A 25741-nucleotide genomic window follows, 5' to 3' on the forward strand; every position below is an offset into this window, starting at 1 on the left:
CACGGCGACGCTCGTCGAGATCCATGTCGCCGTCATCGGCGGGGGCGTCGCGGGCGCCGGGCCGATTCTCTTCGATCCTCTCCGGGAGCACCTGGCGCGGTACGCCACGCTCTCTTTCGCCGCCGGGGTCGATGTCGTACCGGCCAAGCTCGGGACCGATGCCGGGTTGGTCGGGGCGGCGGCCGCCGCGGCGCAGGCGCTGCGGTTGGACGCTTTTACGACGACGATCTGACGGGGCGGGCTCGCCGCCGGTTCGCGTCCGCGGGGACGGTTCCTGTGTGGGTGCGGGCCCCCGCGTGCTCAGCTCTCTTCGGGCCGGTGGCCCGAAGAACCGAAGAGGTGATTGCCCCGCTGGGGTCGGCTGCGATCCGCGGGCGCGCGCTGGCTGAGCGGGGCAGTTCCCCGCGCCCCTTAAAGACCTGGCGTGCCCTCGGTCGGATAGTGACCGCGTCGCACCGTGCCCCGAGATCCTGACGTGCCGTCTTGCGCGCCGTGAGTCCGTCGTGCGCTGTGCCTCGTCACGTTCCCGCGTCTGTGGGGTGGAGGGCGGACCAGCCGGCGGTGAGGAGGTCGAAGGCGCCGTTGAGGGCGTGGCGGGGGTCGGGGTGGTTGCGGGTGAGCGAGGGGGCTTCGAGGGCGAAGAGGGCGAGGGCGGCGCAGGAGGGGTCGTCGGCGGGGACGCCGATGTCGGCGGCGATGGCGCGGGCGAGCGCGGTCTGGTGGCGGAGCCACATGCGGTGCGAGTAGTCGCGCAGGGCCGGGGTGTTCTCGACGAGGTCGAGGAATTCGGTCAGGCGCGGGTTGTCGGGGTGGGCGAAGCGGGTGGCCAGGATGTGGGTCCGCAGGGCGTCGGGGATCGTACGGCCTGCGGGCCGGTCGCGTACGGCGGCGACGAGCGCCGCCTCCTTGTCGGCGTCCATGTCGAAGACCAGCGCCTCTTTGCCGCTGAAGTGCTTGAACAAGGTGGTGGTGGAGACGTCGGCTGCCTCGGCCACGTCCTTGACGCCGACCTGGTCGTAGCCGCGTTCGAGGAACAGTTTGAGGGCCGCGTCGGCCAGCGCCTGCCGCGTGGCGGCCTTCTTGCGCTCGCGGCGTCCCATCGTCGTCTCGGTCATGACGCCAGCCTACCCCCTGGGTTGCCTCGCTTCAAAAGTTGAGTGATTGCACTTTTGAATCGAGTGTGCTCTTCTTGGGGTGTCGGCCGATGCGGCATCGCCCCGGACCCGGCCGCCCCTCCCGTTCCCCCTGACCTCCTGGAAAGGAGTGATCAGCCATGTCCGCACACACTCCAGGCGCGACCCCAAGCGCGCTCCCGGGCCCGGCTTCCGGCCCGGCCGACGAGACGGCCGACAGCCCGGCCGACGAGCCGACCGCCGTTCCGAAGAACATCCGCCTCACCCTCCTCGGCGTCATGCTGGCGATGCTGCTCGGCATGCTCGACAACATGGTCGTCGGCACCTCGATGCCGACGATCGTCGGTGACCTGGGCGGCCTCGCCCACATCTCGTGGGTGGTGACCGCGTACACGCTGGCCACCGCCGCCTCCACTCCCGTGTGGGGCAAATTCGGCGATCTCTACGGTCGTAAGCACGTCTTCCTCGCCTCGATCGTCGTCTTCCTGATCGGCTCCGCGCTCTCCGGCGCCGCTCAGTCGATGACGGCGCTGATCTCCTTCAGGGCCTTTCAAGGTCTCGGCGCGGGCGGTCTGGCCGTGGGCGCCTTCTCTCTGATCGGCGCGCTGGTGCCGCCGCGCGAGCGGGGCCGCTACCAGGGCATGACGGCCTCGGTCATGGCGCTCGGCACCATCGGCGGCCCGCTGCTCGGCGGCTTCGTCACCGGCCACCTCGGCTGGCGCTGGGCCTTCTACCTCAATCTGCCGCTCGGCCTGCTCGCGCTGGTGTGGTGCCAGGTGATGCTGCGGCTGCCCGCCACCCGCAGCAAGGCCAGGATCGACTGGCTCGGCATCGTCCTCATGACGTTCGCCATCTCCTCGGTCGTGCTCGCCGGGACCTGGGCGGGCAACCGTTACGCCTGGGCCTCACGGCAGATCGGCGCGCTGGCCGTCGCCGCCGCGCTCGGCCTGGCCGCCTTCGTCGCCTCGCAGCGCCGCGCGGCCGAACCCGTACTGCCGTTGCGGGTGTTCGACACCCGCAACTTCCGGCTCTCGTCGATGATGGTCTTCGCGGTGGGCGCCGCGATGTTCGGTGCCACGCTCTATCTGCCGCTGTACCAGCAGAGCGTCCAGGGCGCGTCGGCCACCAGCTCCGGCCTCCTGCTGCTGCCGATGATGATCCCGGTCGTGGTTCTTTCGCAGGTCGCGGGCAAGGTCATGTCGAAGACCGGCCGTTACAAGGTCTTCCCGATCGTGGGGGCCGCGCTGATGACCGCGGGCATGCTGCTGCTGGCCACCATGGACGTGCACACCTCCCGTACGGTGACGAGTTGCTACATGGTGGTGGCCGGTGCGGGGCTCGGCCTGCTGATGCAGATGCCCACGACCATCGCCCAGAACAGCGTCGGGATGCGGGACATGGGCGTCGCGTCCGCGGGCGTCACGCTCTTCCGTACGATCGGCGGCTCGCTGGGCGTGGCCGTTTTCGGCTCGCTGTTCACCCGCGCCACGCAGGGGCGTCTGCCGGGCGCGGGCGGCGCGGGACGGGACGCGTATCTGCGTTCCGTCGCGACGGGGACGCATCAGATCTTCCTGGCCGCCGCGGCCGTCTGCGCCGCCGCCTTCCTGGCCGCGCTGTTCGTCGAGGAGGTCCCGCTGCGCGGCAAACCGGGCACCGCGCCGCGGCCCGTCCCTGCCGCCGCGGTGGCCGAGTCCCGCTGACCTGTCCGGCAGCGACGTCCGCGCCGAAGGCCCGTTCCTCCCGCGGCGTCGGCGGCGCTGCGCATGGTGGGCAGCGGGGCCGCGAGACCCACCGGGGTACCGGTGAACATCCAGGTCTGCGCGACGGATCCGGCGTGCGGACGGCCCGCGCGGCGCCGACTGCTGCGGCCGGTCCGCACCGCCGCGGCCCACGGCGCGTTTGCCGCCCACGATGATCCGGGCAATTCGTAGGGGTCTACGGAAAAGGGGGCACCGTGATCATCTGGGTGAACGGGGCGTTCGGCGCGGGGAAGACCAGCGCCGCACTGGAGATGCTGGAGCTGATACCGGAGAGCACCCTGTACGACCCCGAGGTACTCGGCGGCTGTCTGCGCCAACTGCTGCCGGAAAAACGGCTCCAAGAAGTGACCGACTATCAGGACCTGGCCATATGGCGGCGATTGGTGGTCGAGACCGCCGCCGCTCTCCTCAATGAGGTGGGCGGCGTTCTGGTGGCCCCGATGACCCTGCTGCGGCAGGACTACCGCGACGAGATCTTCGGCGGCCTCGCGTCCCGCGGCATCGAGGTCCGGCACGTACTGCTGGAACCAGGAGAAACGATCCTGCGTGAACGTATCGCCACCAGGGACGACCACCCCGACCGCACCGGAACGAACGACCGGGCCCGCCGCTGGGCGCTGGACCGCATCGCCGACTACGAGAACGCCCTGCCGTGGCTCGCCCTGGACGCGCACATCCTGTCCACCGCGGGCCTGACCCCCCGCCAGACCGCGCTACGGGTCACCGAGGCCGTCGGGCGCGGCGCGGGAGCTTGCGGGATCGTCCAGACCCCCGAACCGACCGCGGAGACCGTGGCGTCCGGCGTCCTGCTCTTCGACGACGCCGACCGCGTCCTGCTGGTCGACCCGACCTACAAACCCGGCTGGGAGTTCCCCGGCGGCGTCGTCGAACGCGGCGAGTCACCCGCGCGCGCCGGACACCGCGAGGTCGCCGAGGAGTTGGGGCTCGAGCTCGCCCGCGGTCTCGAACTCCTCGTGGTCGACTGGGAACCGCCACGCCCGCCCGGCTACGGCGGGCTCCGTCTGATCTTCGACGGCGGCCGGGTCGCGGAAGCGGACATCGGCCGCCTGCTGCTGCCCGGCGGCGAACTGCGCGGCTGGCGCTTCGTCACCGAGGACGAGGCCGCGGGACTGCTCCCACCGGCCCGCCTCGACCGGCTCCGCTGGGCGCTGCGCGCCCGCGAACAGGGCCGACCGCTCAACCTGGAGGCCGGTCACCCGGCCGAATGACCCTGCCCCGTCCGGCCGCCGCTGCCCCCGCCGCCGTCCACCCGGCGCGGACGGCGGCGGGGGCAGCGGGGTGTCGCGGGTCGGTCAGGCCGCGCCGCCCGCGGACTTGGAGGCCGCGTAGTGGCCCAGGAAGAGCGCCTCCGCCAGCGACAGCCGCTCCAACTCCTCCGGCGACACACTCTCGTTGACCGCGTGGATCTGCGCCTCCGGCTCGCTGAGGCCGATCAGCAGGATCTCGGCTCGCGGATACAGGGTCGCCAGGGTGTTGCACAGCGGGATCGAACCGCCCTGCCCGGCCACCGCCAACTCCTCCCCGTACGCCTCCCGCATCGCGTCCGCCATCGCCGTGTACGCCGGGCTCCCGGTGTCCGCGCGGAACGGCTGACCGCTGCCGCGCTGTGTCACCTCCACCTTCGCGCCCCACGGAGCCGCCGCCCGCAGATGCGCGGTCAGCGCCTCGGCCGCCTGCTCGGCCGCGGTGCCCGGCGGAACCCGGACGCTCACCAACGCGCCCGCGGTGGCCTGTACGGACGGGGTGGCGCCGACGACCGGCGGCGCGTCGATGCCCAGCACCGTCACCGAGGGACGGGCCCAGATCCGGTCCGCGACACTGCCCTTGCCGATCAGCTCCACACCGTCCAGCACCTTGGCGTCGCGCCGGAAGTCCTCGTCCGGGTAGCGCAGGCCCGGCCACTGGCCCGAGGTGTCGAGACCGTCGATCGTGGTCGAACCGTCCGCGTCCCGCAGCGACGCCAGGATCTGGATCAGCGCGCCGAGCGCGTCCGGCGCCGCCCCGCCGAACTGCCCCGAGTGCAGGTTGCCTTCGAGCGTCGAGACCCGCACCTCCGCCAGCACCATGCCGCGCAGCGTCGAGGTCACCGTGGGCAGCCCCACCCGGAAGTTGCCCGCGTCGCCGATCACGATCGCGTCGGCGGCCAGCAGTTCCGGGTGCTCCTCGGCGTAACGCTCCAAACCCCCGGTGCCCTGCTCCTCGGAGCCCTCCACGATCACCTTGATGTTGACCGGAGCGCCGCCGTGCTCGCGCAGCGCCCGCAGCGCGGTGAGGTGCATCAGCACGCCGCCCTTGCAGTCGGCCGCGCCGCGTCCGTACCAGCGGCCGTCCCGCTCGGTCAGCTCGAAGGGCGGGGACAGCCACGCCGATTCGTCCAGCGGCGGCTGCACGTCGTAGTGCGCGTACAGCAGCACCGTCGGCGCGCCCTCAGGTCCCGGCAGCCAGCCGTACACCGACTGCGTGCCGTCGGGGGTGTCCAGCAGGGCCACCTCCTGGAAGCCCTCCGCCCGCAGCGCGTCGGCCACCCAGACGGCCGCCTTCTCGCACTCGCTCTTCGGGAACTGTCGTTCATCGGCCACCGACGCGTACGACACCAGCTCCGCCAATTCCGTCCGGGCACGGGGAAGCAAGGCGGCGACAGTATCGGCGAGCGGGGTGCTGGACATAGGTGCTCCTAGCAGGAATCAGGTGGCGACATCGGTCGTTGGTGCACACAACGGGGTCGCTGCCGATGGTGCCACAGCGAGATGTTCCGGACGGGCGCAATAGGATGCGGCTGAACAGGGGCAACACAGCCGGACAGGCCGAGCGGGAGCGGAACAGACGTGAGCGGTGAGCAGGCGGCGCAGGACAGCGGCGCGAACGACGGCGAGGCGCTCGCGGTCTGGGACGTCGTGGTGATCGGCGCGGGCCCCGCGGGGGCCACCGCGGCCCACGCGGCGGCCGTGACGGGCCGTCGGGTCCTCCTCTTGGAGAAGTCCGAACTGCCGAGGTACAAGACCTGCGGCGGCGGCATCATCGGCTCCTCACGGGACGCCCTGCCGCCGGGATTCGAACTGCCCCTGCGCGACCGGGTGCACGCGGTCACCTTCAGCCTCAACGGCAAGCTGACGCGCACCAAGCGCTCCCGGCAGATGCTCTTCGGGCTGATCAACCGGCCCGAATTCGACAACGCCCTCGTGGAGGCCGCCTGCGAGGCGGGCGCCGAGCTGCGCACCGGAGTGACCGTCTCCCGCGTGGAGCAACACGGCCCCGGTGTCCCCGACCGTCGCACCGTCGCGGTCGTGCTCAACGGCAGCGGCGGCCCGGCGGGCAAGGGCGTCGAGGAGACCGTCTACGCCCGCGCCGTCGTCGGCGCCGACGGCAGTGCGAGCCGGATAGGCGCTCATGTCGGCGTCAAGCTCGACCAGGTCGACCTCGGCCTGGAGGCGGAGATCCCGGTCCCCGCGTCCGTCGCGGAGGACTGGGCGGGACGGGTGCTGATCGACTGGGGCCCGCTGCCCGGCAGTTACGGCTGGGTCTTCCCCAAGGGCGACTCCCTCACCGTGGGCGTGATCTCCGCCCGCGGCGACGGCAGCGCCACCAAGCGCTACCTGGAGGACTTCATCGCCCGCCTCGGCCTGGCCGGGTTCGAGCCCAGTGTCTCCTCCGGCCACCTCACCCGCTGCCGCGCAGACGACTCCCCGCTCTCCCGGGGCCGGGTCCTGGTCTGCGGTGACGCCGCGGGCCTGCTCGAACCCTGGACGCGCGAGGGCATCTCCTACGCGCTGCGCTCCGGCCGTCTCGCGGGGGAGTGGGCCGTGCGCATCGCCGAGTCCCACGACGCGGTGGACGCCAGGCGTCAGGCACTCAACTACACCTTCGCGGTGAAGGCCGGGCTCGGCGTCGAGATGGGGGTCGGCCGCCGCATGCTGACCCTCTTCGAACGGCGCCCCGGAATGCTGCACGCGGTGCTCACCACATTCCCGCCCGCCTGGCGCGCCTTCGCGGGCATCACCCGCGGCAAGAGCTCGCTCGCTGAACTCGTCCGCACCCACCCGCTCGCCCGCAGGGCGCTGGAGGCCGTCGACCGCGCCTGACGTCGGCCCCGGCCCGCTTCCGGGCCCTGTGCCGTACTCCCGCGCGTCACTTCCCGTCGACGGTGTGGACCTGGAAGATCGGGTGGTTGGGCGCTATCGCGCGCAGCTCCTCGTCGGTCGAATCCGGGCCCACGCCGTCGAAGAAGGCTCCGACCTCGGCCTTCCAGCGCTTGAGGTAGGCGCGCAGGATGGCGGGCTTGTCGTCGTCCGCCACCTCGGTGGCGGTGAACTCCTCGACCTTCTTGCCGAGGTGCAGTTCGCCGCCGCCGGCCACCCGCATGTTGTAGGTCCACTGGACGTGGCCGCGCGGGGCCACCAGATACCGCCGGTCCTCGAAGGTCAGCAGATTCACCGGGGTCTGCCGCCACTCACCGGTCTTGCGGCCCCGGACGGCCAGCACCCGCGAACCCCAGACGCTCAAGCCGCGCCGGGTCAGCCAGCCGACTGTGCGATTGAGGACGTTGACGGTGAACCAGCCGGGCTTCTTGACGTGTGCGACCTGCTCAGACATGGCGATCTCTCCGATTTCTCGACTGCTGTCGTGACCGCTTTTGTGAGCGGTGCTCTCGCTTGAGAACAGTGTGCCAGCAGTTCTCCGCGAAAAGCAAGAGCACTGCTCTCTTTCTTGGCTGATGCTCTCGGACATGGCACACTGACTGCCATGAGCGTGATCAGAGGAGCCAGGGAACGGGCGAGGATCGAAGTCACCGCGGCCATCAAGGAAGAGGCCAGACGCCAGCTCGCCGCCGAGGGGGCGGCGCGGCTCTCGCTGCGCGCGGTCGCACGCGAACTGGGCATGGTCTCATCCGCCCTCTACCGCTACTTCCCGAGCAGGGACGATCTGCTCACCGCTCTCATCATCGACGCCTATGACGCGATCGGCGCGGCGGCGGAGGACGCCCTGGCGCGTGCGGTGGAGCAGGACGCGGCACCGGCCGACCGATGGGCCGCGATCTGCCGCGCCGCCGGTGAGTGGGCCGTCGCTCATCCGCACGAGTACGCGCTGATCTACGGCTCACCCGTACCCGGCTACACCGCGCCGCTCGACACCATCGGCCCCGCCTCCCGCGCCGCCCTGGCCCTGTTCTCCGTCGTCCGCGACGCCCACCGCGACGGCCTGCTCACGCAGCCGCCCGGCAATCCGCTCGCCGCCCCCGTCCGCGCCGACGCCGCCCGGCTCGCCGCGGAACTGGCCCCCGATCTGCCGGTGCGGACGGTCGCCGCGCTCGTCGCCGCCTGGGCGCAGCTCTTCGGGCTGATCAGCTTCGAGGTCTTCGGCCAGTTCAACCGAGTGGTCGAGGCCCGCCGTGAATTCCTCGACCTGGCAGCCGCGGGACTGGCCCGCCAAGTCGGCCTCGGCGCCACCGCGAGCGCCTCGACGGACACCCCTGAAGAGATACCCGCGGACGCGTCGGCGGCGGACGGCGTACTCCCCGCGAAGTAGTCGCGGTGCCCCCGTACAGCGGACGACGCGTCCTGGGCGGCGGTCTAGCGTGGAACGCATGAGTCACGAGGAGCCGACAGGGCCGGCGCGCCACGGATTCCCGTTCGCGCGGCCCCTCTGGATCCCCGCACTCGCGCTGGCCTTCGTCCAGGTCGTCGGCACCCGCGTGGCATCGGGCCACCAGACCGGCCGGGTCGGCCTGGACTGGCTCGGCTACCTGCTGCTGCTCGCAGGCCCGGCACTGCTGCTCTTCCGCCGCCGCTCACCGGTTGTCGTGGCCGCCGCGACCTGCGGCGTGACGCTGCTCTACATCACGCTCGGCTATCCCTACGGCCCGGTCTTCGCCAGCCTCGTCGTCGCCTTCTTCAGCGCCGTCGCCGCGGGCCACAGGCGAGCCGTGCCGGCCATCGCCCTGGTGTTCTTCGCCGGACACACCCTGATCGGCCAGTGGCTCTACCGCTATCTGCCGCCCTCCGGCGACGGCCGCGCGTCCTGGGCGGAGACCTCCGCGGCCGGCGCCTGGCTGCTCGCGGTGCTGGCCGCCGCCGAGCTGTACCGGGTACGGCGGGAGCAGATCGCCAGGGACCGCCGCGAACGGGCCGCGGCCGAGCACCGCAAGGCCGACGAGGAGCGCATGCGGATCGCCCGCGAACTGCACGACGTGCTCGCGCACAGCATCTCGGTGATCAATGTGCAGGCGGGTGTCGCCCTCGCGCTGATGGACGAGCGGCCGGAGCAGGCGCGGACGGCACTGGTCACCATCAAGGCCGCCAGCAAGGAAGCGCTGGGGGAGGTACGGCAGGTGCTCAGTACGCTGCGCGCCCCCGGCGAGGCACCGCGCTCGCCCGCACCCGGCCTTGACCGGCTCCCCGAACTGGTCGAACAGGCGGGCTCCGCGGGCCTGAAGGCCCAGGTCACCGTCGACGGCGCCCCGGCCCCGCTGCCGCCGGGGGTCGACCTCGCCGCCTTCCGTATCGTGCAGGAGGCGCTGACGAACATCGTGCGGCACTCCGGCTCCCGCGCCGCCCGTATCCGCCTCGGCTATCGGCCCGGCAGCGTGGAAGTGACGGTGGAAGACGACGGACCCGCCGTCGCGGGCGGCGAGACCGGCGGGGGCAACGGCCTGGTCGGCATGCGCGAGCGGACTGCCGCGCTGGGCGGCACGCTGGAGGCGGGCCCGCGCCCCGACGGCGGCTTCCGGGTCCGTGCGCTGCTGCCGATCGTCGCGCCGGGCGTATCTGGCGGCGGCACCGAGGCCCCGTACGGTCCGACGCCCGGACGCTCCGCCCCGGCCGCCCGCCTCGAGAACCCACCCTCACTGGCGGTCCGCCCCGTGGACCCGACCGCACCGACCGCCCCGCCGGCGCCGCCCGCCGTACGATCGGCCACGGCCGAGCCGCCGTCGTGGGACCGCGCCGACCGGCCGACCCCCGCCGACGGAGCCGCTGAGGCCACCGAGTTCACCCAGGCCGCCGAGGCCACCGAGGAGCATCCGTGATTCGCGTGCTGCTGGCCGACGACCAGGTGCTGGTACGCGCCGGATTCCGCGCGCTGCTGGACGCGCAGAGCGACATCGAGGTGGTGGGGGAGGCGGCCGACGGCGAGGAGGCGCTGCGGCTGGTCCGCGACATGACCCCCGACGCCGTGCTGATGGACATCCGCATGCCGCGGACGGACGGTCTCACCGCCACCCGCCGGATCACCGACGATCCGGCACTGGCCGAGGTCAAGGTGGTCATCCTCACCACCTTCGAACTCGACGAATACGTCTTCGAGGCGATCCGAGCCGGAGCCTCCGGCTTCCTGGTGAAGGACACCGAGCCGGAGGAACTGCTGCGCGCGGTAAGGGCGGTGGTGGAGGGCGACGCGCTGCTGTCGCCCGGTGTGACCCGGCGGCTGATCGCCGAATTCGCCGCCCGTTCCAAGGAGCCCGCGCAGGCGGTCGGCCTGGACCAACTCACCGAGCGGGAAAGGGAGGTGATGGCGCTGGTCGGCATCGGACTGTCCAACGACGAGATCGCACGCCGCCTCGTCGTGAGCCCGCTCACCGCCAAGACGCACGTCAGCCGCGCGATGGTGAAACTCGGCGCGCGCGACCGGGCCCAACTGGTCGTGATGGCCTACGAGTCCGGGCTCGTCCGTCCCGGCTGGCTGGGCTGACTCGACGTCACCGACCCACCGGCCGAAGGTGAACGGCCCGCCGCCGTGCCCAACTCCGTACCCGTACCCGTACCCGTACCCGTACCTGGACGAGCTCCGGCGCTCATCTCGGTGCCCGCGTCCGCGCCGACCGGTGCCCCCGGCAACGGAATCCGCTCGTGCAGCGCGTGCCCCCGCTGTTCGAAGCGGCGGAGCGTCAGGGCGACGCGCCCGCAGAAGGCGGCAGCCGCGACGATCACCGCGGCGGTGAACCACCCTTCGCGGGCCGTGCCGTGTGCCTCGTCCGCCATGACCGGGCTCACCACCGCCAGGAATCCGAGCGCCGCCAGCACGGCGCCCGACACCATGGCGAAGACCATTTCGACTGTGATGGCGTCGCGTTCCGCTTGCGCACGGCTTCCGCGCATCCCCCGCCCCTCCCGTCGCAATCGCGATGCGGCCAAGTCTGCCATGGCACGACCGGCCCCGCGCGATGCCATTTCGCGCGGGGCCGGTCGTCAAGTGCCCGGATCACCAGGGGAGTCGGAGGGTGTCGGAAGGGAAGCGGAAACGGAATCGGACGCTCGGCCGAGCGGTCGGCCGAGCGAGTGATCAGTCGCGCACGGCGACCTGTTCCGACTCGTCGGCCGGCTCGGCGGAGCCCGCGGAACCGGCGGAACGGGCAGACCCCGTGGCAGTCGCGGAACCGGCGGCGCCGGACCGTCCCGCGCCCCCGTTCTCGAAGTCGGCCGACGACGCGACCAGGATGCCGTAGGACGCCTTCCTGCGGGTGAACAGCCCGGACAGGGTCAGTAGCAGGCCCACGAGACCGATGCCGGTGACGACCCACAGGCCGGGCCGGTAACTGTCCAGAATGGCCTGCTTGTTCGCCGGGTGATCGCCGCCGCTGGAGGTGACCACCGCGGTGACCACGGCCAGGAAGATGGCGCCGCCGACCTGGAAGGAGGTGTTGAGCAGTCCGGAGACCATGCCCTGCTCATGGTCCTTGACGCCGTTGGTGGCCTGGATGTTGAGGGACGGGAAGGCCAGCGCGAAGGCGGCGCCGAGCAGCAGCATCGACGGCAGGATGGCCGCCGCGTAGTTCGGGTCCAGATTGATGCGGAGGAAGAGGATGTAGCCGATGACCAGCGAGGTGAAGCCGACGGCGATCACCCGTGGTGTGCCGAACCGGTCCACGATCGGGCCCATCCGGGTGGAGAGGACGGCCACCAGGGAGCCCGCGGGCAGGAAGGCGAGCGCGGTGTGCAGGGCGCTCCACCCCAGCACGTTCTGCATGTACTGCGTGACGAGGAACTGGAAGGCGACGTACGAGCCGAAGAAGGTGGCGCCGCCGAGGTTGGCTCTGATCTGGCTGGACGAGCGCAGGACGCCGAGCCGGATCAGCGGTGACGAGGAGCGGTGTTCGATGGCGACGAAGGACGTCAGCAGGACGGCGACGGCGGCGAAGGAGACCAGCGTGCGGGCCGAGGCCCAGCCCGCCTCGGACGCCGAGACCACGGTGAACACCAGCAACAGCATCGAGGCCGTGCCGGTGACGGCGCCCGGCAGGTCGTAGCCGCGGCCCTTGCCGCTCTCGCGCGGGCTCTTCGGGATGAGCTTCAGACCTGCGGCGAGGGCGATCAGCGCGACCGGCGCGGGCAGCAGCATCGTCCAGCGCCAGCCCGCCTCGGTGAGGAAGCCGGAGAGCACCAGGCCCATGGAGAAACCGGTGGCGCCGCAGCTCGAGTAGATGGTGAGGGCGCGGTTGCGGACCGGGCCCTCGGCGAAGGTCGTGGTGATGATCGACAGTCCGGCGGGCGCGGTGAACGCGGCGCTGAGGCCCTTGATGAAGCGGGTCGCGATCAGCAGTTCACCCGAGTCGACCAGGCCGCCGAGCAGTGAGGCGACGGCGAAGACGCCGAGCGCGATGAGGAAGACGCGGCGCCTGCCGAGCAGGTCGGCCGCGCGGCCACCGAGCAGCAGCAGGCCGCCGTAGCCGAGGATGTAACCGCTGACGACCCACTGGAGCGAGGACGTGGAGAGGTCGAGGTCGTGGGCGATCGAAGGCAGCGCCACGCCGACCATCGACACATCGAGTGCGTCGAGGAAGAGCGCCGCGCAGAGCACCAGGAGCGTGCCCCACTGGAGGGCACTCCATCGCTCCTCGGTGCGGGGGACGGTAGGAGACGGAGAGGTCATGGAGGCGAGACTTACATGCGTACGCATTCAATGCAAGCGCATTTAATGTCCGTGCATGAAGGGTTCGCTTTCTGCTACCGTGCAGACATGACCGGCGACAAGGGTGAGCGGGCGCTCGTGGACGAGTGGCGGCAGATCCTTGCCGTTCACGCGCGTACGGCATGTGAACTCGACCGTGAGCTGCACCAGTACGGGCTCGGCGCCAGCGACTTCGAGGTGCTGGACCTGCTCGCCTCCGGTGACCCCCAGGACGGCGGCTGCACCTTCCGCGTCCAGGAACTGGCCGACCGCGTCCACCTCAGCCAGAGCGCGCTGTCCCGCCTCGTCGCCCGGCTGGAGAAGGACGGTCTCGTCGACCGCGGCATCTGTAGCGAGGACCGCCGGGGCGTACGCGTCGGCCTCACCGAGACCGGCCGCGCCCGCTACGAGCAGGCCCGCCCCTGCCACCGCGCCGTGCTGGAGCGGATGCTCGTCAAGAGCTGACCCCGAGGCCGGGTCACGCGCCGCCCGTCTCCGCGGCCGTCGAGGCGTCGGCGGAGCGCTCGCCCCGGGGGTTCGCGTCGGCGCGGCGGCGGGCGTACCGGGCCGCGTAGCCGAGCAGTACGGCGTTGAGCGCCGCGGAGACCAGCGCGGCAACGACGGTCAGCGTCCAGCCGGACCAGCCGAAGGCGGTGCCACGGGTGTCCATGCCGCCGACCGCGGCGAAGAGCGCCCAGATCAGCGGCGTCCACGGCAGGGTCAGCAGCACCAGCAGTACGGCGGTGAGCGAGGCGTTGCGGTGCGAGAAGACCGCGGTGTCCAACAGCATCAGCGCCAGCGCGGCGCCGACGACGTACAGATAGCCGCGGGAGATCCGTTCCCGGTACAGCGGGCCGGTGGCGGTGGTCAGCCAGGACGGTATGCGCATCGCTCCTCCTTGCGGTTGCGAACCCTTATGGTTCCGGCAGTGGATCTCGCGGCCGGGGACCAGCATGCCGTGATACGTGCCGGTGAGCGCCTGTTCCGTCGGTCACTTCTCGGCGCGCGCGGCGCTGTTCCGTACGCCGTAGGCGATTCCCGCCGCGACCGCGGCCAGGGCGGAGACGGTGGTCAGCGCGGTGGGCAGGCCGACTGCGTCGGTGAGGAAGCCGATCGAGGGCGGGCCGAGCAGCATGCCGCCGTAGCCGAGGGTGGAGGCCGCCGCGACGCCGCCGGGGCCGGTCAGTTCGCCCGCCCTGGCCATGGCGGTGGGGAAGAGGTTGGCCAGGCCGAGCCCGGTGACGGCGAAACCGGCCACCACGACCGGGGTGGACGGGGCCAGCGCGCCGATCAGCATCCCCGCGGAGGCGGTGAGGCCGCCCAGCACCAACGCCCGTGTCTGTCCCAGGCGTTCGATCAGCGCGGTACCGGAAAGGCGGCCGAGCATCATCGCGCCCGCGACCGCCGCGTAACCGGCCGCCGCGATGCTCGACCCGCCGTGCAGATCCTGCTCGATGTGCAGCGGCCCCCATTCGGCGAGCGCGCCCTCGCCGTACGCGGAACACGCCGCGATCAGCCCGAAGAGGAGGACGATCAGCCCGGTCCTGGCGGGCTTGCCGGGCGCGGTCTTCGCTGCGGGCGCGTGCACCGGGTCCGTCGTCGTTGCGGTGACCGGGTCGGCAGGCGCCGCCGCCGTGGGCGAGGTGTCGGCCGTACGGGCCGGGCCGTCCGCGAGCGGCGGTTCCGTGCGGGCCTGTACGGGTCCGGCCGTCCGGCGTGCCGCGACCGCCGACGGCTGGCGCAGCGGGTGTGCCAACAGGACGCGTCCGGCGAGGAAGACCGTCAGCAGGCCGATCGGGGTGAGCAGCAGCAGGTGCGTGGCGGCGGACAGGTGCGGTGCCAGCAGGCCGCCGAGCCCCGCGCCGAGCAGCCCGCCCATGCTGTACGCCGCGTGGAAGCTGGACATCACCGGGCGGCGCATGGCCGCGACCAGGTCCACGGCGACGCTGTTGATCGCCACGTTCATGCCGCCGTAGGCCACCCCGAACAGGAGCAGGACCAGGCCGAGGGCGAGTGCCGAGTGCGTCCTCGGGGGCAGGGCGATGCTCAGGGAGAGGAGGACGCCGGTCAGCACCGTCACCCGGCGGCTGCCGAAGCGGCGGCAGAGCCGTCCGGTGAGGACCATCGTGGCGATGGCGCCGACGGAGACACCGAGCAGCGCGAGGCCCAACTGGCCTGCGGTCGCGCCGGTCTGGGCCTTGATCGCGGGAATGCGGACGACCCACCCGGCGAAGAGAAAGCCGTCGACGGCGAAGAAGACGGTCAAGGCGACGCGCAGGCGGCGCAGGGCAGGAGAGGGTGGGGGAGTGTGGTGGGATCGGCCGAGGGCCGTCCCTATTTTGTTTAGCGTCGGCACAAAGTCAGAATAGAGGGGTGACACAGATTCGGACAAGGCTTGAGAGGGGTCGGGGCGCGCTCGGCCCGGCACTCTCCCTCGTGCACACCGGCCGCGCGGCGACCCGCGCCCTGCTCACCGCGGAGCTCGGAGTGACCCGCGCCACGGCCGGGGCGGTGGCCGCGGAGCTGGAGGCGCTGGGACTGATCCGGGTCGACACCCGGCCCACCGGACCCTCCGGCGCCCAGGGCCGTCCCTCGCACCGGCTCGACGTGGCCCCCAGCGGGCCGGTCGCGCTCGCCGCCCAGGTGCACGCCGACGGATTCCGGGCCGCGCTGGTCGGACTCGGCGGCGAGATCGTCGCCACCGCGCCCGGCTCCATGACCGTGCACGCCGACCCCGCGCATGTGCTCGCCGCGGTCGTGGAGGCCGGAGCGGAGCTGCTGAGCGCGTCGGGACGGGTCTGCGTCGGCGCGGGACTCGCCGTACCGTCCGCCGTCGCGGAGCCCGAGGGCACCGCACTCAACCCGCTGCACCTCGCGTGGCCCGCGGGCGCCCCCGTACGGCAGGTGTTCGCGAGTCAGATCGCGCGCGTCGGCATCGCGGGACCCGACGGCGACCCCGTCCCCTCCTTCATCGGCAACGACGTCAACGTCGCCGCGCTCGCGGAACACCGGCACGGCGCGGGACGCGACGCCCAGCACCTGCTCGTCGTCGCCTCGGGACACCGCGGTGTCGGTGGCGCGCTGGTCCTCGACGGCCGTCTGCACACCGGCAGTTCAGGGCTCGCCCTGGAGGTCGGCCACCTCACCGTGCTGCCCGACGGCCGCCCCTGCCACTGCGGCAGCCGCGGCTGCCTCGACGTCGAGGCCGACCCGCTGGCCTTCCTCGAAGCGGCCGGTCGCGCGCCAGGGCCCGAGGGCTCGCTGCTCCAGCAGTCCATCGACCTGCTCCGCAGGGAGTACGACGACGCGTCGGATTCCTCCGATTCCTCCGACTCCTCCGTCTCTTCCGACCCTTCCGTCCGCGACGCCGCGCACACCCTCATCGACCGCCTCGGCCGCGGTCTGGCCGGACTCGTCAACGTCCTCAACCCCGACCGCATCCTCCTCGGCGGTCTGCACCGCTATCTTCTGGACGCCGATCCGGAGCGGCTGCGGGCCGTTGTTGCCGACCACAGCCTTTGGGGTCGTAGCGGCGGTGTGCCGTTGCTCGCCTGTGCTTTGGACCACAACAGCCTTGTTGGGGCGGCGGAGTTGGCGTGGCAGCCGGTGCTGGACGATCCGCTGGCGCTGCTGGGCGGGTGAGCGGCGTCCGTTCGTTTGAGGGTTCGCCCTTCGGGCCGGGTTTTCTTTTGCCCGCCCGCCCACCCGTGCGGGTGTGTTCTTCGTCTGCGGGTGCCGCTTGTGCCTGGTCGGTGCCGGTCCGGGGTACCTCCTCGAAATCCGTATCACCTGGTCCTGCGTATCCGGTGACCTTCTTGTCAACGTATTTCTGCGGGGGCACCCCGCCCCGTCCCCTCCTCGCCCGTCGGCGTCCGCCTGTCCGTGGATGGCCGGGGTGGGTGTCAAAGACCGTGAGGGTGCCCCGGGCGTCCTCCTCCCAGGGGGTTGGGTGGGCGGGGGAGGGTTGTGGGCCCCTCGGACGGTCCGCCCCACGGTGGAGGAACAGCCGGGCGCCGACGCACCCCGGCCCACCCACCGGTCCGCCGACCTCCGCCCACCCCGGCGGGTCGGCCGGTCGCGCAGGGGCTCGGCTCCCCCTCACCCCCTCCCCATCAGCCACAGCGGACAGGCGGACGCCGACGTACCGGAAGGGGACGGGCCGGGGTGCCCCCGCAGAAATACGTTGACAAGAAGCTCACTGGATACCCAAGGCCAGGTGTTACGGATTTCGAGGAGGTACCCCGGACCGGCACCGACCAGGCACAAGCGGCACCCGCAGACGAACAACACACCCGCACGGGTGGGCGGGCGGGAAAGACAAGACACAGAGCGGCGAAGCCTCAGAAAAGCGGCGGTGGGGCTTCCTCGGCCGGGGCGATGACGGCCGTCGGTACGTCCGTTGCCGCCCCGTACCGCGGACGCAGAAGCGGCCAGCCCTGGGCCAGCCGGGTGTCGAGCAGCAGAAGGCGGCCCGAGCCTTCCGCCCCCTCGGCGCGGGAGGACACCTCCGGCTCCGAGACCCGCACGTAGACGTCGTAACCGGCCGCCGCCCTGACCGTCCCGGTGAGTGTGGAGCCCGGCGGGAGCGCGGTGACGCGGGCGCCCGGAGGCGGGAGTTGACCGGGGGAGAGGCCGAACAAGGCGGCGTGGTCGACGACTTCGCAGGGCCGCGCCCGTAGGGTGTCGGGCAGCAGGCTGGCCACCGAGGCGTGCAGGCCGCGCAGTTCGGCCGCGCGGGCCGCCGCGTCGGGCAGCGTGTGGCGCGCGGCGCGCTTGGCCGGAGCGGCGACGCGGTCGGGAACGCCGAGCGCCGCGCCCAGGATCGCCTCGGTACGGCGGGCCGTCATCAGCGGGCCCTCGCCGAGGAAGGTGAAGCAGACGGCGGCCTGCTCCCGCAGCCTGGCCGCGCCGCGTTCGGCCGCCGTGATGCCCACCTTGAGGAGTCCGGGGCCGAACCAGGCCAGATAGACGGCGTACGGCCGCGGATCGTCCACCTTGGTGTCGGCCGCCACCGAATACGAACGGTCCAGCGCCGCGCACCGGTCGCACTGGTGGCGCCGGACGTCGGGAGGCAGGTGCGCACCGTAAGGACACGTCACGTACCGGCCGCCGCGCCACACCCCCGCGCAGGTGCGCACCGCGTCCGCGCCGACGGCAAGGGACAGCGGTCCGTCGAGTTGCAGCGGGCTCGACCGGCCGCGGTGCACCGGATGCCACCACCTCCACTCGGGACCGCCCTGACCCCAACCCAGTCCCGTGCAGCGCCACATGTCCCCGACCCTAGGGCAGGGGTACGACAGCGCCGGGGCCGCCGCGTACTCCGCGGGTGGTAGCGCGGGTGCCGCCGGCCGTACGACGACGGGCGGGCCGCGGAGGACGAGGCTCGGTGGTGTCGGAAGAAGTCTCCCGACACGGCATCCACCGAGGAGTTGACGAGCGATGAACACCCTGGCTTGGCACGACGGCGGGCCCGGCCCGTGGATCCTGTTCCTGCCCCTGATCTGGGCGGCCGTGGTCGTCACCGTGATCACCGTGCTGCGCCGCACCGTCTGGCGCGGACGCGGACGAGGCGGCCCCTGGCGGGCGGCGCCGTGGCGGTCGGAGGCGGCCACCGAAGCCGCGCAGAACTCGCCGGTCACCCTGCTCGGCCGCCGCTTCGCCGCGGGCGAGATCGACGAGGACGAGTACTGGCGCCGGTTGTCGGTCCTGGACGAGCGCTTCGGCCGTGACCTGCGCGAGGGCAGGGGCGGTACGGCGTGACCGCCGGATTCCCGGCGGGCCGCCTCACCGCGGGTGCGCGCGCACAGACGGACCGGCCGTCGTATCCGCACGGGGGGATACGACGGCCGGTTCCGTGGCCTCGCGGATCGCCGCGCAGGCGCCGTACGGGATCGCCGTGACGGGCGGCCTGCGCACCGGGTCGGTCAGGCGACCGGTACGGCGATACTGGCGGCGACGGCGGCGATGCGCTCACGCGGGGGCTCGAAGGCCACAGCGGCACGCAGCGGGACCAGCGACGGCCGCGGCATCGGTGTGTGGAGCACGAACCACACGACCTTGCCGCCGTCCTCGGGCAGCAGATCGGTGCCCCAGCTGTCGCTCACCGCCTCCACCATGGCCAGCCCGCGACCGGCGGTCGCCAGCGGCTCCGCGGCGGCCGGCGCCAGCTTCGGCAGCCTCGGGTCGTTGTCGGCGACGGCCACCGTGAGGCGGTCGGACGCGTGCGACAGACGCACCGAGCAGTGCTTGTCGGGCTTGGCGTGGCGGTGGACGTTCGCGAGCAGTTCGCTGATGCCGAGCGACGCCGCGTCGATCAGCGGGTCGAGGCGCCAGTAGCGAAGCTGGGCGGACACGATGCGTCGGATCTGCTGGATCCGGTACGGATGCGCGTCGAGTTCGAGCGCACACTCTCTGTCGGTTTGGTCGGCTTGCATGATCACGGCTGCGACTCCCTCCGCGGCGGGGGCCGGAACACCGCGGGGCGGGTCCGGGACGTACGCCGCTCCGATGGGAACACCTGAGCGAAAATGCGTAGAGTGACTGCTACAGCACTCCGTGATGCGATTTCAGAGTCTCCCCAGGTGGCCGAATCCGCAACTTCCGGGACCCTCGCCCGCCTGCGCAAAGGCCGCCGGGCCAGTGCTGGACCGCTTTTCGGTGGTTTATCCGCTTATGATCCACGGCATGGACGCGAACGATTCGGACGAGACCGGCGAGCGGGCGGCCGGGGCGGGTGACCGGGTGGGCGGCGGTACGGGCGGTTGTACGGGCACGGTGGACGTCGACCGCACCGACACCGGCTACCGCGACTGGCTGAAGGAAGCCGTCCGCAAGGTCCAGGCCGACGCCAACCGGTCCGCCGACACCCACCTGCTGCGCTTCCCGCTGCCCGAGTCGTGGGGCATCGACCTCTACCTCAAGGACGAGTCCACCCACCCGACCGGCTCGCTCAAGCACCGCCTCGCCCGCTCGCTCTTCCTCTACGGGCTGTGCAACGGCTGGATCCGCCCCGGCAAGCCGGTCATCGAGGCGTCCAGCGGCTCAACTGCCGTGTCCGAGGCGTATTTCGCCGGTCTCGTCGGCGTGCCCTTCGTCGCGGTCCTCCCGCGCACCACCGCGCACGAGAAGCAGCGCCTGATCGAATTCCACGGCGGCCAGTGTCATCTCGTGGACGACCCGCGCACGGTCTACGAGGTCTCCGCCCGGCTCGCGGCCGAGACCGGCGGGCACTACATGGACCAGTTCACGTACGCCGAGCGCGCCACCGACTGGCGCGGCAACAACAACATCGCCGAGTCGATGTTCCAGCAGCTCCGCCGTGAGCGGTACCCGGACCCGGCCTGGATCGTCGCCACCGCGGGGACCGGGGGCACCTCGGCGACCATCGCCCGCTATGTGCGCTACATGCAGCACGACACGCGGATCTGCGTCGCCGACCCGGAGAACTCCTGCTTCTTCGACGGCTGGCTGACCGGCGACAGGTCCGTTTCCTGCGACCGGGGTTCACGGATCGAGGGGATCGGACGGCCGCGCATGGAGCCGAGCTTCGTGCCCGGCGCGATCGACCGCATGATGAAGGTCCCGGACGCCGCCTCGGTCGCGGCCGTACGCGCCCTCGACACGGCCATCGGCCGCAAGGCGGGCGGCTCCACCGGCACCGGGCTGTGGAGCGCCTTCAAGATCATCGCCGAGATGGTCGCGGCGGGGCGCACCGGCAGCGTCGTCACCCTGATCTGCGATCCGGGCGACCGCTACCTCGACAAGTACTACTCCGACGCATGGCTCGCGGCGCAGGGCCTGGACATCGCGCCCTACGCGGCGGCGATCGACGCCTTTCTGGCGGACGGCAGTTGGCCGGACTGACGCCGGGTCGGGTACGGGCTTCCGCACGCGGTCCGGCGCCGGACCCGATGCCTGATCAGATCGCCGCCAGCGCGTCGATCTCCACCCGGAACGCCGGGTTGACCAGCCCCGCGACCCGTACCAGGGAACACGCGGGAAGCCTTTCGGGGACCAGGAATTCGTCCCGCACCCGCCGGAAGGCGGCGAGGTCGGCGAGATCGGTGAGGAAGACGGTGAGCTTCACGATCCGGTCCGGCGTCGCGCCCGCGGCGGCCAGCGCCGCCACGAGATTGACGAACACCTGCCGGATCTGGGCCTCCGCGTCGTCCTCGCCGACCAGTGTGCCGTCCGCGTCGAGCGGCAGCTGACCCGACACCGCGACCATGCGCCCGGTGAACGCCACCGCGTGGCTGTACCCGTTGACCTGCGGCAGCCCCTCCGGCCGCTCGTAGTGTGCGATGTCCCACTGATCCTTGTCACCCATGACCGGCATGGTGGCACAGCCGCGCGCCCGCCCCGTACCCGCGCCCGCGCCCGCCGCGACCTCGCGGAACCCACAGCGGACGCAGATAAACGGACCCGGATGTGACGAAACTCTGACGGAGTGCCGCCGACCCTGGCCAGCGGGCCTCCGGCGTGCTCGAATCGAGGAATGGAAGACAGTACGTCCCACCCGGTGAGGTCACCGGAACCGCTTCCGCCGTCGGCAATCCCGGATACCCCGGACACCCCGGACTCGCGGGACGCTCCGGACTCCCCGGAAGGCGCGGAACCGGAAGGGCGCGGCACCCCCGTGGGCCGCCGAGTCATCCTCGGCATGCTGGGACTCGGCGCCGTCGGCGTCGGCGTGGGCAGCGCCGTCCAGGGCAAGCTCGACACGATCCTGGCGTCGGTCAGCGCCAAGGACCCCACCGGGGTGACGGGACTGCTGCCCGGCGGCGGCGGTTTCCGCTTCTACTCGGTGTCGAACTCCATCCCGCACCGGGGCGAGAACGACTACCGGCTGACCGTCGGCGGCCTCGTCGACAAGCCCGTCTCGTACCGCCTCGCCGATCTGCGGGCGCTGCCGCAGGTGCGGATGGTGCACGACGTGCAGTGCGTCACCGGCTGGCGGGTGCCGAGCACCGCCTTCTCCGGGGTGCGGCTGTCCACCCTGCTCGACGCGGCGGGCGTCCAGGCCAAGGGCGGGGCGATCCGCTTCAACTGCTTCGACGGCGTCTACACCGAGAGCCTCACCATGGAGCAGGCCAGGCGGCCCGACATGCTGGTGGCGCTCACGATGGACGACAAGCCGGTCACCGACGCGCACGGCGGACCCGTACGGCTCTACGCCGCGCCCATGTACTTCTACAAGTCCGCCAAGTGGCTGTCCGGAATCACGGTCACCAAGGACGTCGAACCCGGCTACTGGGAGCACTACGGCTATGACGTGGACGGATGGGTCGGCAAGTCGAACGGCCGCCATGATGACCCGACTACGTGAGGCGCGGGTCGTCACCGGGCTGCGCCGCTTCACCAGCGCCGAGACCTGGGTACACCGCTCACTGGCCTGGCTGATGGGCGTGTGCGTGTTCACCGCCGCCTGTCTGTACTTTCCGCCGCTGTCGGAGATCGTCGGCCGCAGACGACTGGTCGTCACCGTCCACGAGTGGTCCGGCATCCTGCTCCCGGTACCGGTGATCCTGGGACTGGCCTCGCGCGCCTTCCGCCGGGACGCGGGCAGGCTCGGCCGGTTCTTCCCGCACGACTGGCGCTGGCTGCGGGCGGCGCTGCGCACCCGCAGGCGCGAGCCGAGCCTGGCGGGCAAGTTCAACGCGGGCCAGAAGCTCTTCGCCGCCTTCAGCGTCGGCGCGGTGCTGGTGATGATCGGCAGCGGGCTGATCATGTGGTTCCCCCGGATGTCCCCGCTGCTCTACCGCACGGGCGCCACCTTCGTGCACGACTGGCTGGCGCTCCTGCTGGCCGCCGGGATCACCGGACACGTCTGGTTCGCCAGCAAGGACCCCGAGGCGCGGCGCGGTCTGCGCACCGGCTACGTACCGCGCTGGTGGATCAAGGAGGAACACCCGCTGTGGCAGCCCGAATCCCCGGCCGAGGGTGACGGTGAGGGGCGCGGCGGCGGCCGTGCCCCGGGGACGACCACGACGCGCGGGCCGCGCTGAACACCGGGACGCCCGCGGCCGGTTCGCGGTCGCACGTACCTTTCGCGGCAGTTCTGTTACGGGCCGGACACCGGGCGGTCGCTCCGGGGCCACCGGGGTTTCGCTGGACGCGCCTAGCGTCGCCGCATGACGACGTCTCAGGTGACGCGGCCCCCGGCGGGCGACCCGCCGGCGGTGGTGGCCGTAACGGTCAGGCAACCGGAGACGATACGCGCGCCGCGGCGCGGCCTTCGACGGGGGAAGGCCGGGCCGCGGCGGCTCGGCGCCAGGGCCGTGACGGCGCTGGCGCTGCTGGCCGCGCTGTGCGCCGTCGCGGTCGCGGGGGCGATCGGCGTACGGTCCGACACCGCGGGGCTGCGGGACGCGGTGACCCAACGGGCCGCCGTGGCCGGGCAGTTGCGCTTCGCGCTGGCCGACCTGGACGCCCAGCGGGCGGACACCCTCGCACCGGGCAGATCCGCCGCCGACGCCCAGGTCGAGGTCGGCAATCAGCTCATCGCGCTGATCACCGCGCAGCAGCGGCGCGCCGAAGTCAGCGACCTGCTGCGGCAGCTCGCCGCCGACCGCTCGCAGAGCGTCCGGGTGCGGGACCTGCTCGACGGGCTCGGCCGCTACGACGACCTCAGCGGCCGGGCCGCCTATGTGGACGAACAGCAGCCCGACCGCACCGCGGGCCACCCGCCGTCGCGCGCCGTGGCGATGAACGTCCAGGCCGGACAGATCATGCACGACCAGCTCCTGCCCGAGGCCACGGAGCTGTCCGCCGCGTACGAGGCGAAGGCGGCGCAGTTGGAGTCCGCGGCCCGCTCGGCCGCCCTGCGCTGGGCCCTGGCCATCGGTGTCGTCGGGCTGCTGACGCTCGGCTTCCTGCTGTGGTGGCAGTGGGAACTGGCCACCGACTACCGGCGGTTGTTCAACCCGGCGCTCGTCGCGGCCACCGTCGCCGCGCTGGTCGTCACCCTCGTGGGCACCCTCGCCCTCACCTCGTCCGCCGACGGCGTGAACACCGCCGGCCGCGAAGGGCTGCGCCCCTGGTCCCGGCTGGCCGAGGCCCGCGCCACCGCCGCGCAGGCCGCCGCGAGCGAGAGCCGCTGGTTCGTCCACGACGCGGCCTACGGGGTCGCCGACCAGCGGCAGTTCGACGGTCTGGTCAAGGAACTCGACGGACTGCTCAGCCCCGACGGATACGCCACAGCGGCCGAACGCGCCGCGTACGAGGACGTTCTCACCCGCTACGGCCACTTCCTCGCCGACGACAAGCGGCTGCGGTCACTGAAGTCGCAGGGCAGGACGGACGAGGCCGCGGTCGTCCTGACCAATGTCGGACGCGGTGACGTGGCCTTCGACTTCTGGGACTTCGCCACCACCCTGGACGCCCTCGCGGGCCGTCAGCTCGACGACTTCGACACGCACGCGAAGGCCGCCCACGACGACCTGGCGGGCTGGCCCCAGATCCCGGCGGGCGCGCTCGGCGCGGCCGGTCTGCTGGTGCTCCTCGCCGTGCGCGCGCGCTTCGCCGAGTACCGCTGAGCCCCTGGACGACCTGAGCCGAGCGCCTGAACGCGCCTAGCCGGGCGGTCAGTTGTCGGCCGCACCCGTCGAGCCTTCCGGCTCCTCGGCGACCATCAGCTCCGACAGGTGCTCGGCGATCTCCGCGCGCAGCACCTCGGGAATGCCCGCGTCCGTCACGAGAGTGTCCACGTCCTCCAGCGAGGCGAAGGAACTCAGGCCCACCGTGCCCCACTTGGTGTGGTCGGCGATCACCACGACGCGGCGGGCGGACCGTACGAACTGCCGGTTGGTCTCGGCCTCCGCGAGGTTCGGCGTCGACAGGCCCGCCTCCACGGAGATGCCGTGCACGCCGAGAAAGAGCAGGTCGAAGTGGAGGGACTGGATCGCCCGGTCCGCGACCGGCCCGACCAGCGTCTCGGACGGGGTGCGTACACCACCGGTGATGACCACGGTCGCGCTCGCCTCGCCGCTGTGGGCGCCGGTCCGCCGCTGCCCCGACTGGAAGACGTCCGCGACCCGCACCGAGTTGGTGACCACGGTCAGATCCGGTACGTCCAGCAGATGGTGGGCCAGCGCGAAGGTGGTCGTGCCGCCCGCGAGCGCGATGGCGCTGCCCGGCGTGACCAGGGTCGCCGCCGCCCGCGCGATAGCCTCCTTCGCGCCCAGCTCAAGCGCCGACTTCGCCTCGAAGCCAGGTTCGTGGCTACTGGCCTCGACGACCGGCACCGCGCCGCCGTGCACCTTCTCCACGACACCCTGCCGGGCCAGCGCGTCGAGATCGCGCCGCACCGTCATGTCGGAGACGTTCAGCCGCCGCGTCAGCTCGTTGACCCGGACACCGCCGCGCCGCCGCACCTCGTCGAGGATCAGGGCCCGCCGCTGCTCCGCGAGCAGGTTCTGGTTGTCGCTCACCCGTGACCCCGTCCCGTCCGTCTCGTTGTCCGCGATGCCGTCCACCGACGTGCTGCGGTCATCTTTCCATGAGCGGCGACATCGCGTGTACGTCAGGTGACCGGACCGGTACGACTTCCGACCATCGACATCACGATTACCGCACGGCTGCCGGGCCTGACGGCTGCCCGCCGCCCAGATGTTTACCGCGCTCACGGTGCTCCAGGTGCGCTGATCACCGCGCTCGCGGTGACGACGCTGTTCCTGCACCGCTCGCCTCCGCCGGAGTACGAGCCGACGTCCGCGGCCCCCCGCAGGTCCGGCGACGCGCCTGACGAGTCACCTGACGACGCGCTCGACGACCTGCCCGCCGACCGCGGGGTCGCGCTGCGCGGGCTCGCCGGGCCCGCCGTGGCGCTGCTGGCCTGTGCGATGGGCGGAGTGCTGACCGGCGGGGTGGCGCAGCGGTGCGCGGACGGGCTGGACCGGGGTCCGACGCCCGGCGAGAAGGGCAGCTCGCCGGCCGGGCCGCCCGCCGTGC

25 protein-coding genes and 1 pseudogene are annotated in these 25741 nt (G+C 72.2%); 15 read left to right on the top strand and 11 right to left on the bottom strand.

Going from position 1 to position 25741, the window contains the following annotated elements; translation table 11 throughout:
• The coding region (locus BGM09_RS36185) for an ROK family protein (RefSeq protein ID WP_188286000.1) at nt 1-232 on the top strand (232 nt) is incomplete at its 5' end.
• Nucleotides 233-518: 286 nt separating this feature from the next.
• Here the strand turns inward: BGM09_RS36185 and BGM09_RS36190 are convergent.
• Nucleotides 519-1115: a TetR/AcrR family transcriptional regulator gene (locus BGM09_RS36190; RefSeq protein ID WP_188286001.1), complete on the bottom strand. Its 597-nt coding sequence runs from the start codon at nt 1113-1115 to the stop codon at nt 519-521.
• A 158-nt stretch (nt 1116-1273) separates the two neighbouring features.
• Between BGM09_RS36190 and BGM09_RS36195 the strand changes: the two genes are divergently transcribed.
• Both BGM09_RS36195 and BGM09_RS36200 read left to right on the top strand, forming a co-directional pair.
• Nucleotides 1274-2833, top strand: coding sequence for an MDR family MFS transporter (locus tag BGM09_RS36195; protein ID WP_188286002.1), 1560 nt, complete (start codon nt 1274-1276; stop codon nt 2831-2833).
• Nucleotides 2834-3087: 254 nt separating this feature from the next.
• Nucleotides 3088-4122 carry an NUDIX hydrolase gene (locus BGM09_RS36200; protein WP_188286003.1) on the top strand — a complete coding sequence of 345 codons (1035 nt, stop codon included), beginning with the start codon at nt 3088-3090 and terminating at the stop codon, nt 4120-4122.
• Nucleotides 4123-4206: 84 nt separating this feature from the next.
• On the opposite strand, the gene BGM09_RS36205 is transcribed toward BGM09_RS36200, so the two are convergent.
• Nucleotides 4207-5580 carry a dipeptidase gene (locus tag BGM09_RS36205; protein ID WP_188286004.1) on the bottom strand — a complete coding sequence of 458 codons (1374 nt, stop codon included), beginning with the start codon at nt 5578-5580 and terminating at the stop codon, nt 4207-4209.
• Nucleotides 5581-5739: 159 nt separating this feature from the next.
• Here BGM09_RS36205 and BGM09_RS36210 point away from each other — a divergent pair, with 159 nt between their 5' ends.
• Complete coding sequence (locus BGM09_RS36210; RefSeq protein ID WP_188286005.1) at nt 5740-6993, top strand: geranylgeranyl reductase family protein; 1254 nt, start codon at nt 5740-5742, stop codon at nt 6991-6993.
• 46 nt (nt 6994-7039) lie between these two features.
• Here BGM09_RS36210 and BGM09_RS36215 read toward each other — a convergent pair whose 3' ends face one another.
• Nucleotides 7040-7504, bottom strand: a complete 465-nt coding sequence (locus tag BGM09_RS36215) for a nitroreductase family deazaflavin-dependent oxidoreductase (RefSeq protein ID WP_188286006.1) — start codon at nt 7502-7504, stop codon at nt 7040-7042.
• Between the two features lie 150 nt (nt 7505-7654).
• Here BGM09_RS36215 and BGM09_RS36220 point away from each other — a divergent pair, with 150 nt between their 5' ends.
• The 3 genes and pseudogenes from BGM09_RS36220 (at nt 7655) to BGM09_RS36230 (ending at nt 10597) form a co-directional block, all read left to right on the top strand.
• On the top strand, nt 7655-8437 hold the full coding sequence (locus BGM09_RS36220) for a TetR/AcrR family transcriptional regulator (protein WP_188286007.1): 783 nt from the start codon (nt 7655-7657) through the stop codon (nt 8435-8437).
• A 58-nt stretch (nt 8438-8495) separates the two neighbouring features.
• Nucleotides 8496-9671, top strand: a pseudogene (locus tag BGM09_RS36225) (sensor histidine kinase); the annotation flags it as partial.
• Between the two features lie 260 nt (nt 9672-9931).
• On the top strand, nt 9932-10597 hold the full coding sequence (locus tag BGM09_RS36230) for a response regulator (protein WP_188286009.1): 666 nt from the start codon (nt 9932-9934) through the stop codon (nt 10595-10597).
• On the opposite strand, the gene BGM09_RS36235 is transcribed toward BGM09_RS36230, so the two are convergent.
• Nucleotides 10558-11004: a DUF6332 family protein gene (locus BGM09_RS36235; RefSeq protein WP_188286010.1), complete on the bottom strand. Its 447-nt coding sequence runs from the start codon at nt 11002-11004 to the stop codon at nt 10558-10560. The genes BGM09_RS36230 and BGM09_RS36235 overlap by 40 nt on opposite strands.
• 184 nt (nt 11005-11188) lie before the next feature.
• The gene (locus tag BGM09_RS36240) at nt 11189-12775 is read right to left on the bottom strand and encodes an MFS transporter (protein ID WP_223188088.1); all 1587 of its coding nucleotides are present in this window, start codon (nt 12773-12775) and stop codon (nt 11189-11191) included.
• A gap of 87 nt (nt 12776-12862) precedes the next feature.
• On the opposite strand from BGM09_RS36240, the gene BGM09_RS36245 reads away from it, so the two are divergent.
• Nucleotides 12863-13258 carry a MarR family winged helix-turn-helix transcriptional regulator gene (locus BGM09_RS36245; RefSeq protein ID WP_188286011.1) on the top strand — a complete coding sequence of 132 codons (396 nt, stop codon included), beginning with the start codon at nt 12863-12865 and terminating at the stop codon, nt 13256-13258.
• Between the two features lie 13 nt (nt 13259-13271).
• Here the strand turns inward: BGM09_RS36245 and BGM09_RS36250 are convergent, their stop codons facing one another.
• Together BGM09_RS36250 and BGM09_RS36255 are read right to left on the bottom strand one after the other, a co-directional pair.
• Complete coding sequence (locus tag BGM09_RS36250; RefSeq protein WP_188286012.1) at nt 13272-13682, bottom strand: SCO4225 family membrane protein; 411 nt, start codon at nt 13680-13682, stop codon at nt 13272-13274.
• A gap of 102 nt (nt 13683-13784) precedes the next feature.
• Nucleotides 13785-15149: an MFS transporter gene (locus BGM09_RS36255; RefSeq protein WP_188286013.1), complete on the bottom strand. Its 1365-nt coding sequence runs from the start codon at nt 15147-15149 to the stop codon at nt 13785-13787.
• 17 nt (nt 15150-15166) lie between these two features.
• On the opposite strand from BGM09_RS36255, the gene BGM09_RS36260 reads away from it, so the two are divergent.
• On the top strand, nt 15167-16435 hold the full coding sequence (locus BGM09_RS36260; RefSeq protein ID WP_188286014.1) for an ROK family protein: 1269 nt from the start codon (nt 15167-15169) through the stop codon (nt 16433-16435).
• Between the two features lie 698 nt (nt 16436-17133).
• Here BGM09_RS36260 and BGM09_RS36265 read toward each other — a convergent pair.
• Nucleotides 17134-18000, bottom strand: coding sequence for a DUF2797 domain-containing protein (locus tag BGM09_RS36265; RefSeq protein WP_188286015.1), 867 nt, complete (start codon nt 17998-18000; stop codon nt 17134-17136).
• A gap of 232 nt (nt 18001-18232) precedes the next feature.
• On the opposite strand from BGM09_RS36265, the gene BGM09_RS36270 reads away from it, so the two are divergent.
• Nucleotides 18233-18553 carry an SHOCT domain-containing protein gene (locus BGM09_RS36270; RefSeq protein WP_188286016.1) on the top strand — a complete coding sequence of 107 codons (321 nt, stop codon included), beginning with the start codon at nt 18233-18235 and terminating at the stop codon, nt 18551-18553.
• A gap of 164 nt (nt 18554-18717) precedes the next feature.
• On the opposite strand, the gene BGM09_RS36275 is transcribed toward BGM09_RS36270, so the two are convergent.
• Entirely contained in the window at nt 18718-19227 is a 510-nt protein-coding gene (locus BGM09_RS36275; RefSeq protein WP_188286023.1) for an ATP-binding protein, read from the bottom strand.
• 250 nt (nt 19228-19477) lie between these two features.
• Here BGM09_RS36275 and BGM09_RS36280 point away from each other — a divergent pair, with 250 nt between their 5' ends.
• Nucleotides 19478-20656, top strand: a complete 1179-nt coding sequence (locus tag BGM09_RS36280) for a PLP-dependent cysteine synthase family protein (protein WP_188286017.1) — start codon at nt 19478-19480, stop codon at nt 20654-20656.
• A 55-nt stretch (nt 20657-20711) separates the two neighbouring features.
• Here BGM09_RS36280 and BGM09_RS36285 read toward each other — a convergent pair whose 3' ends face one another.
• Nucleotides 20712-21119 (bottom strand): RidA family protein, encoded by a 408-nt coding sequence (locus BGM09_RS36285; protein WP_188286018.1) that lies wholly within the window; start codon nt 21117-21119, stop codon nt 20712-20714.
• 168 nt (nt 21120-21287) lie between these two features.
• On the opposite strand from BGM09_RS36285, the gene BGM09_RS36290 reads away from it, so the two are divergent.
• From BGM09_RS36290 to BGM09_RS36300, 3 genes are all read left to right on the top strand, one after another.
• Nucleotides 21288-22118 carry a molybdopterin-dependent oxidoreductase gene (locus BGM09_RS36290; RefSeq protein ID WP_188286019.1) on the top strand — a complete coding sequence of 277 codons (831 nt, stop codon included), beginning with the start codon at nt 21288-21290 and terminating at the stop codon, nt 22116-22118.
• Nucleotides 22099-22797, top strand: coding sequence for a cytochrome b/b6 domain-containing protein (locus BGM09_RS36295; RefSeq protein WP_411158416.1), 699 nt, complete (start codon nt 22099-22101; stop codon nt 22795-22797). The genes BGM09_RS36290 and BGM09_RS36295 overlap by 20 nt, the downstream gene beginning before the upstream one ends.
• 126 nt (nt 22798-22923) lie before the next feature.
• Complete coding sequence (locus BGM09_RS36300) at nt 22924-24327, top strand: hypothetical protein (protein ID WP_188286021.1); 1404 nt, start codon at nt 22924-22926, stop codon at nt 24325-24327.
• Nucleotides 24328-24375: 48 nt separating this feature from the next.
• Here the strand turns inward: BGM09_RS36300 and BGM09_RS36305 are convergent, their stop codons facing one another.
• Nucleotides 24376-25221, bottom strand: a complete 846-nt coding sequence (locus tag BGM09_RS36305) for a DeoR/GlpR family DNA-binding transcription regulator (protein WP_188286022.1) — start codon at nt 25219-25221, stop codon at nt 24376-24378.
• A 228-nt stretch (nt 25222-25449) separates the two neighbouring features.
• On the opposite strand from BGM09_RS36305, the gene BGM09_RS36310 reads away from it, so the two are divergent.
• Nucleotides 25450-25741 (top strand): hypothetical protein (locus tag BGM09_RS36310; protein ID WP_188286024.1); only part of this gene is annotated, 292 nt, incomplete at its 3' end.

The sequence above is a fragment of the Streptomyces sp. CBMA29 genome (genome assembly GCF_014596445.1).
Classification (GTDB): Bacteria; Actinomycetota; Actinomycetes; order Streptomycetales; family Streptomycetaceae; genus Actinacidiphila.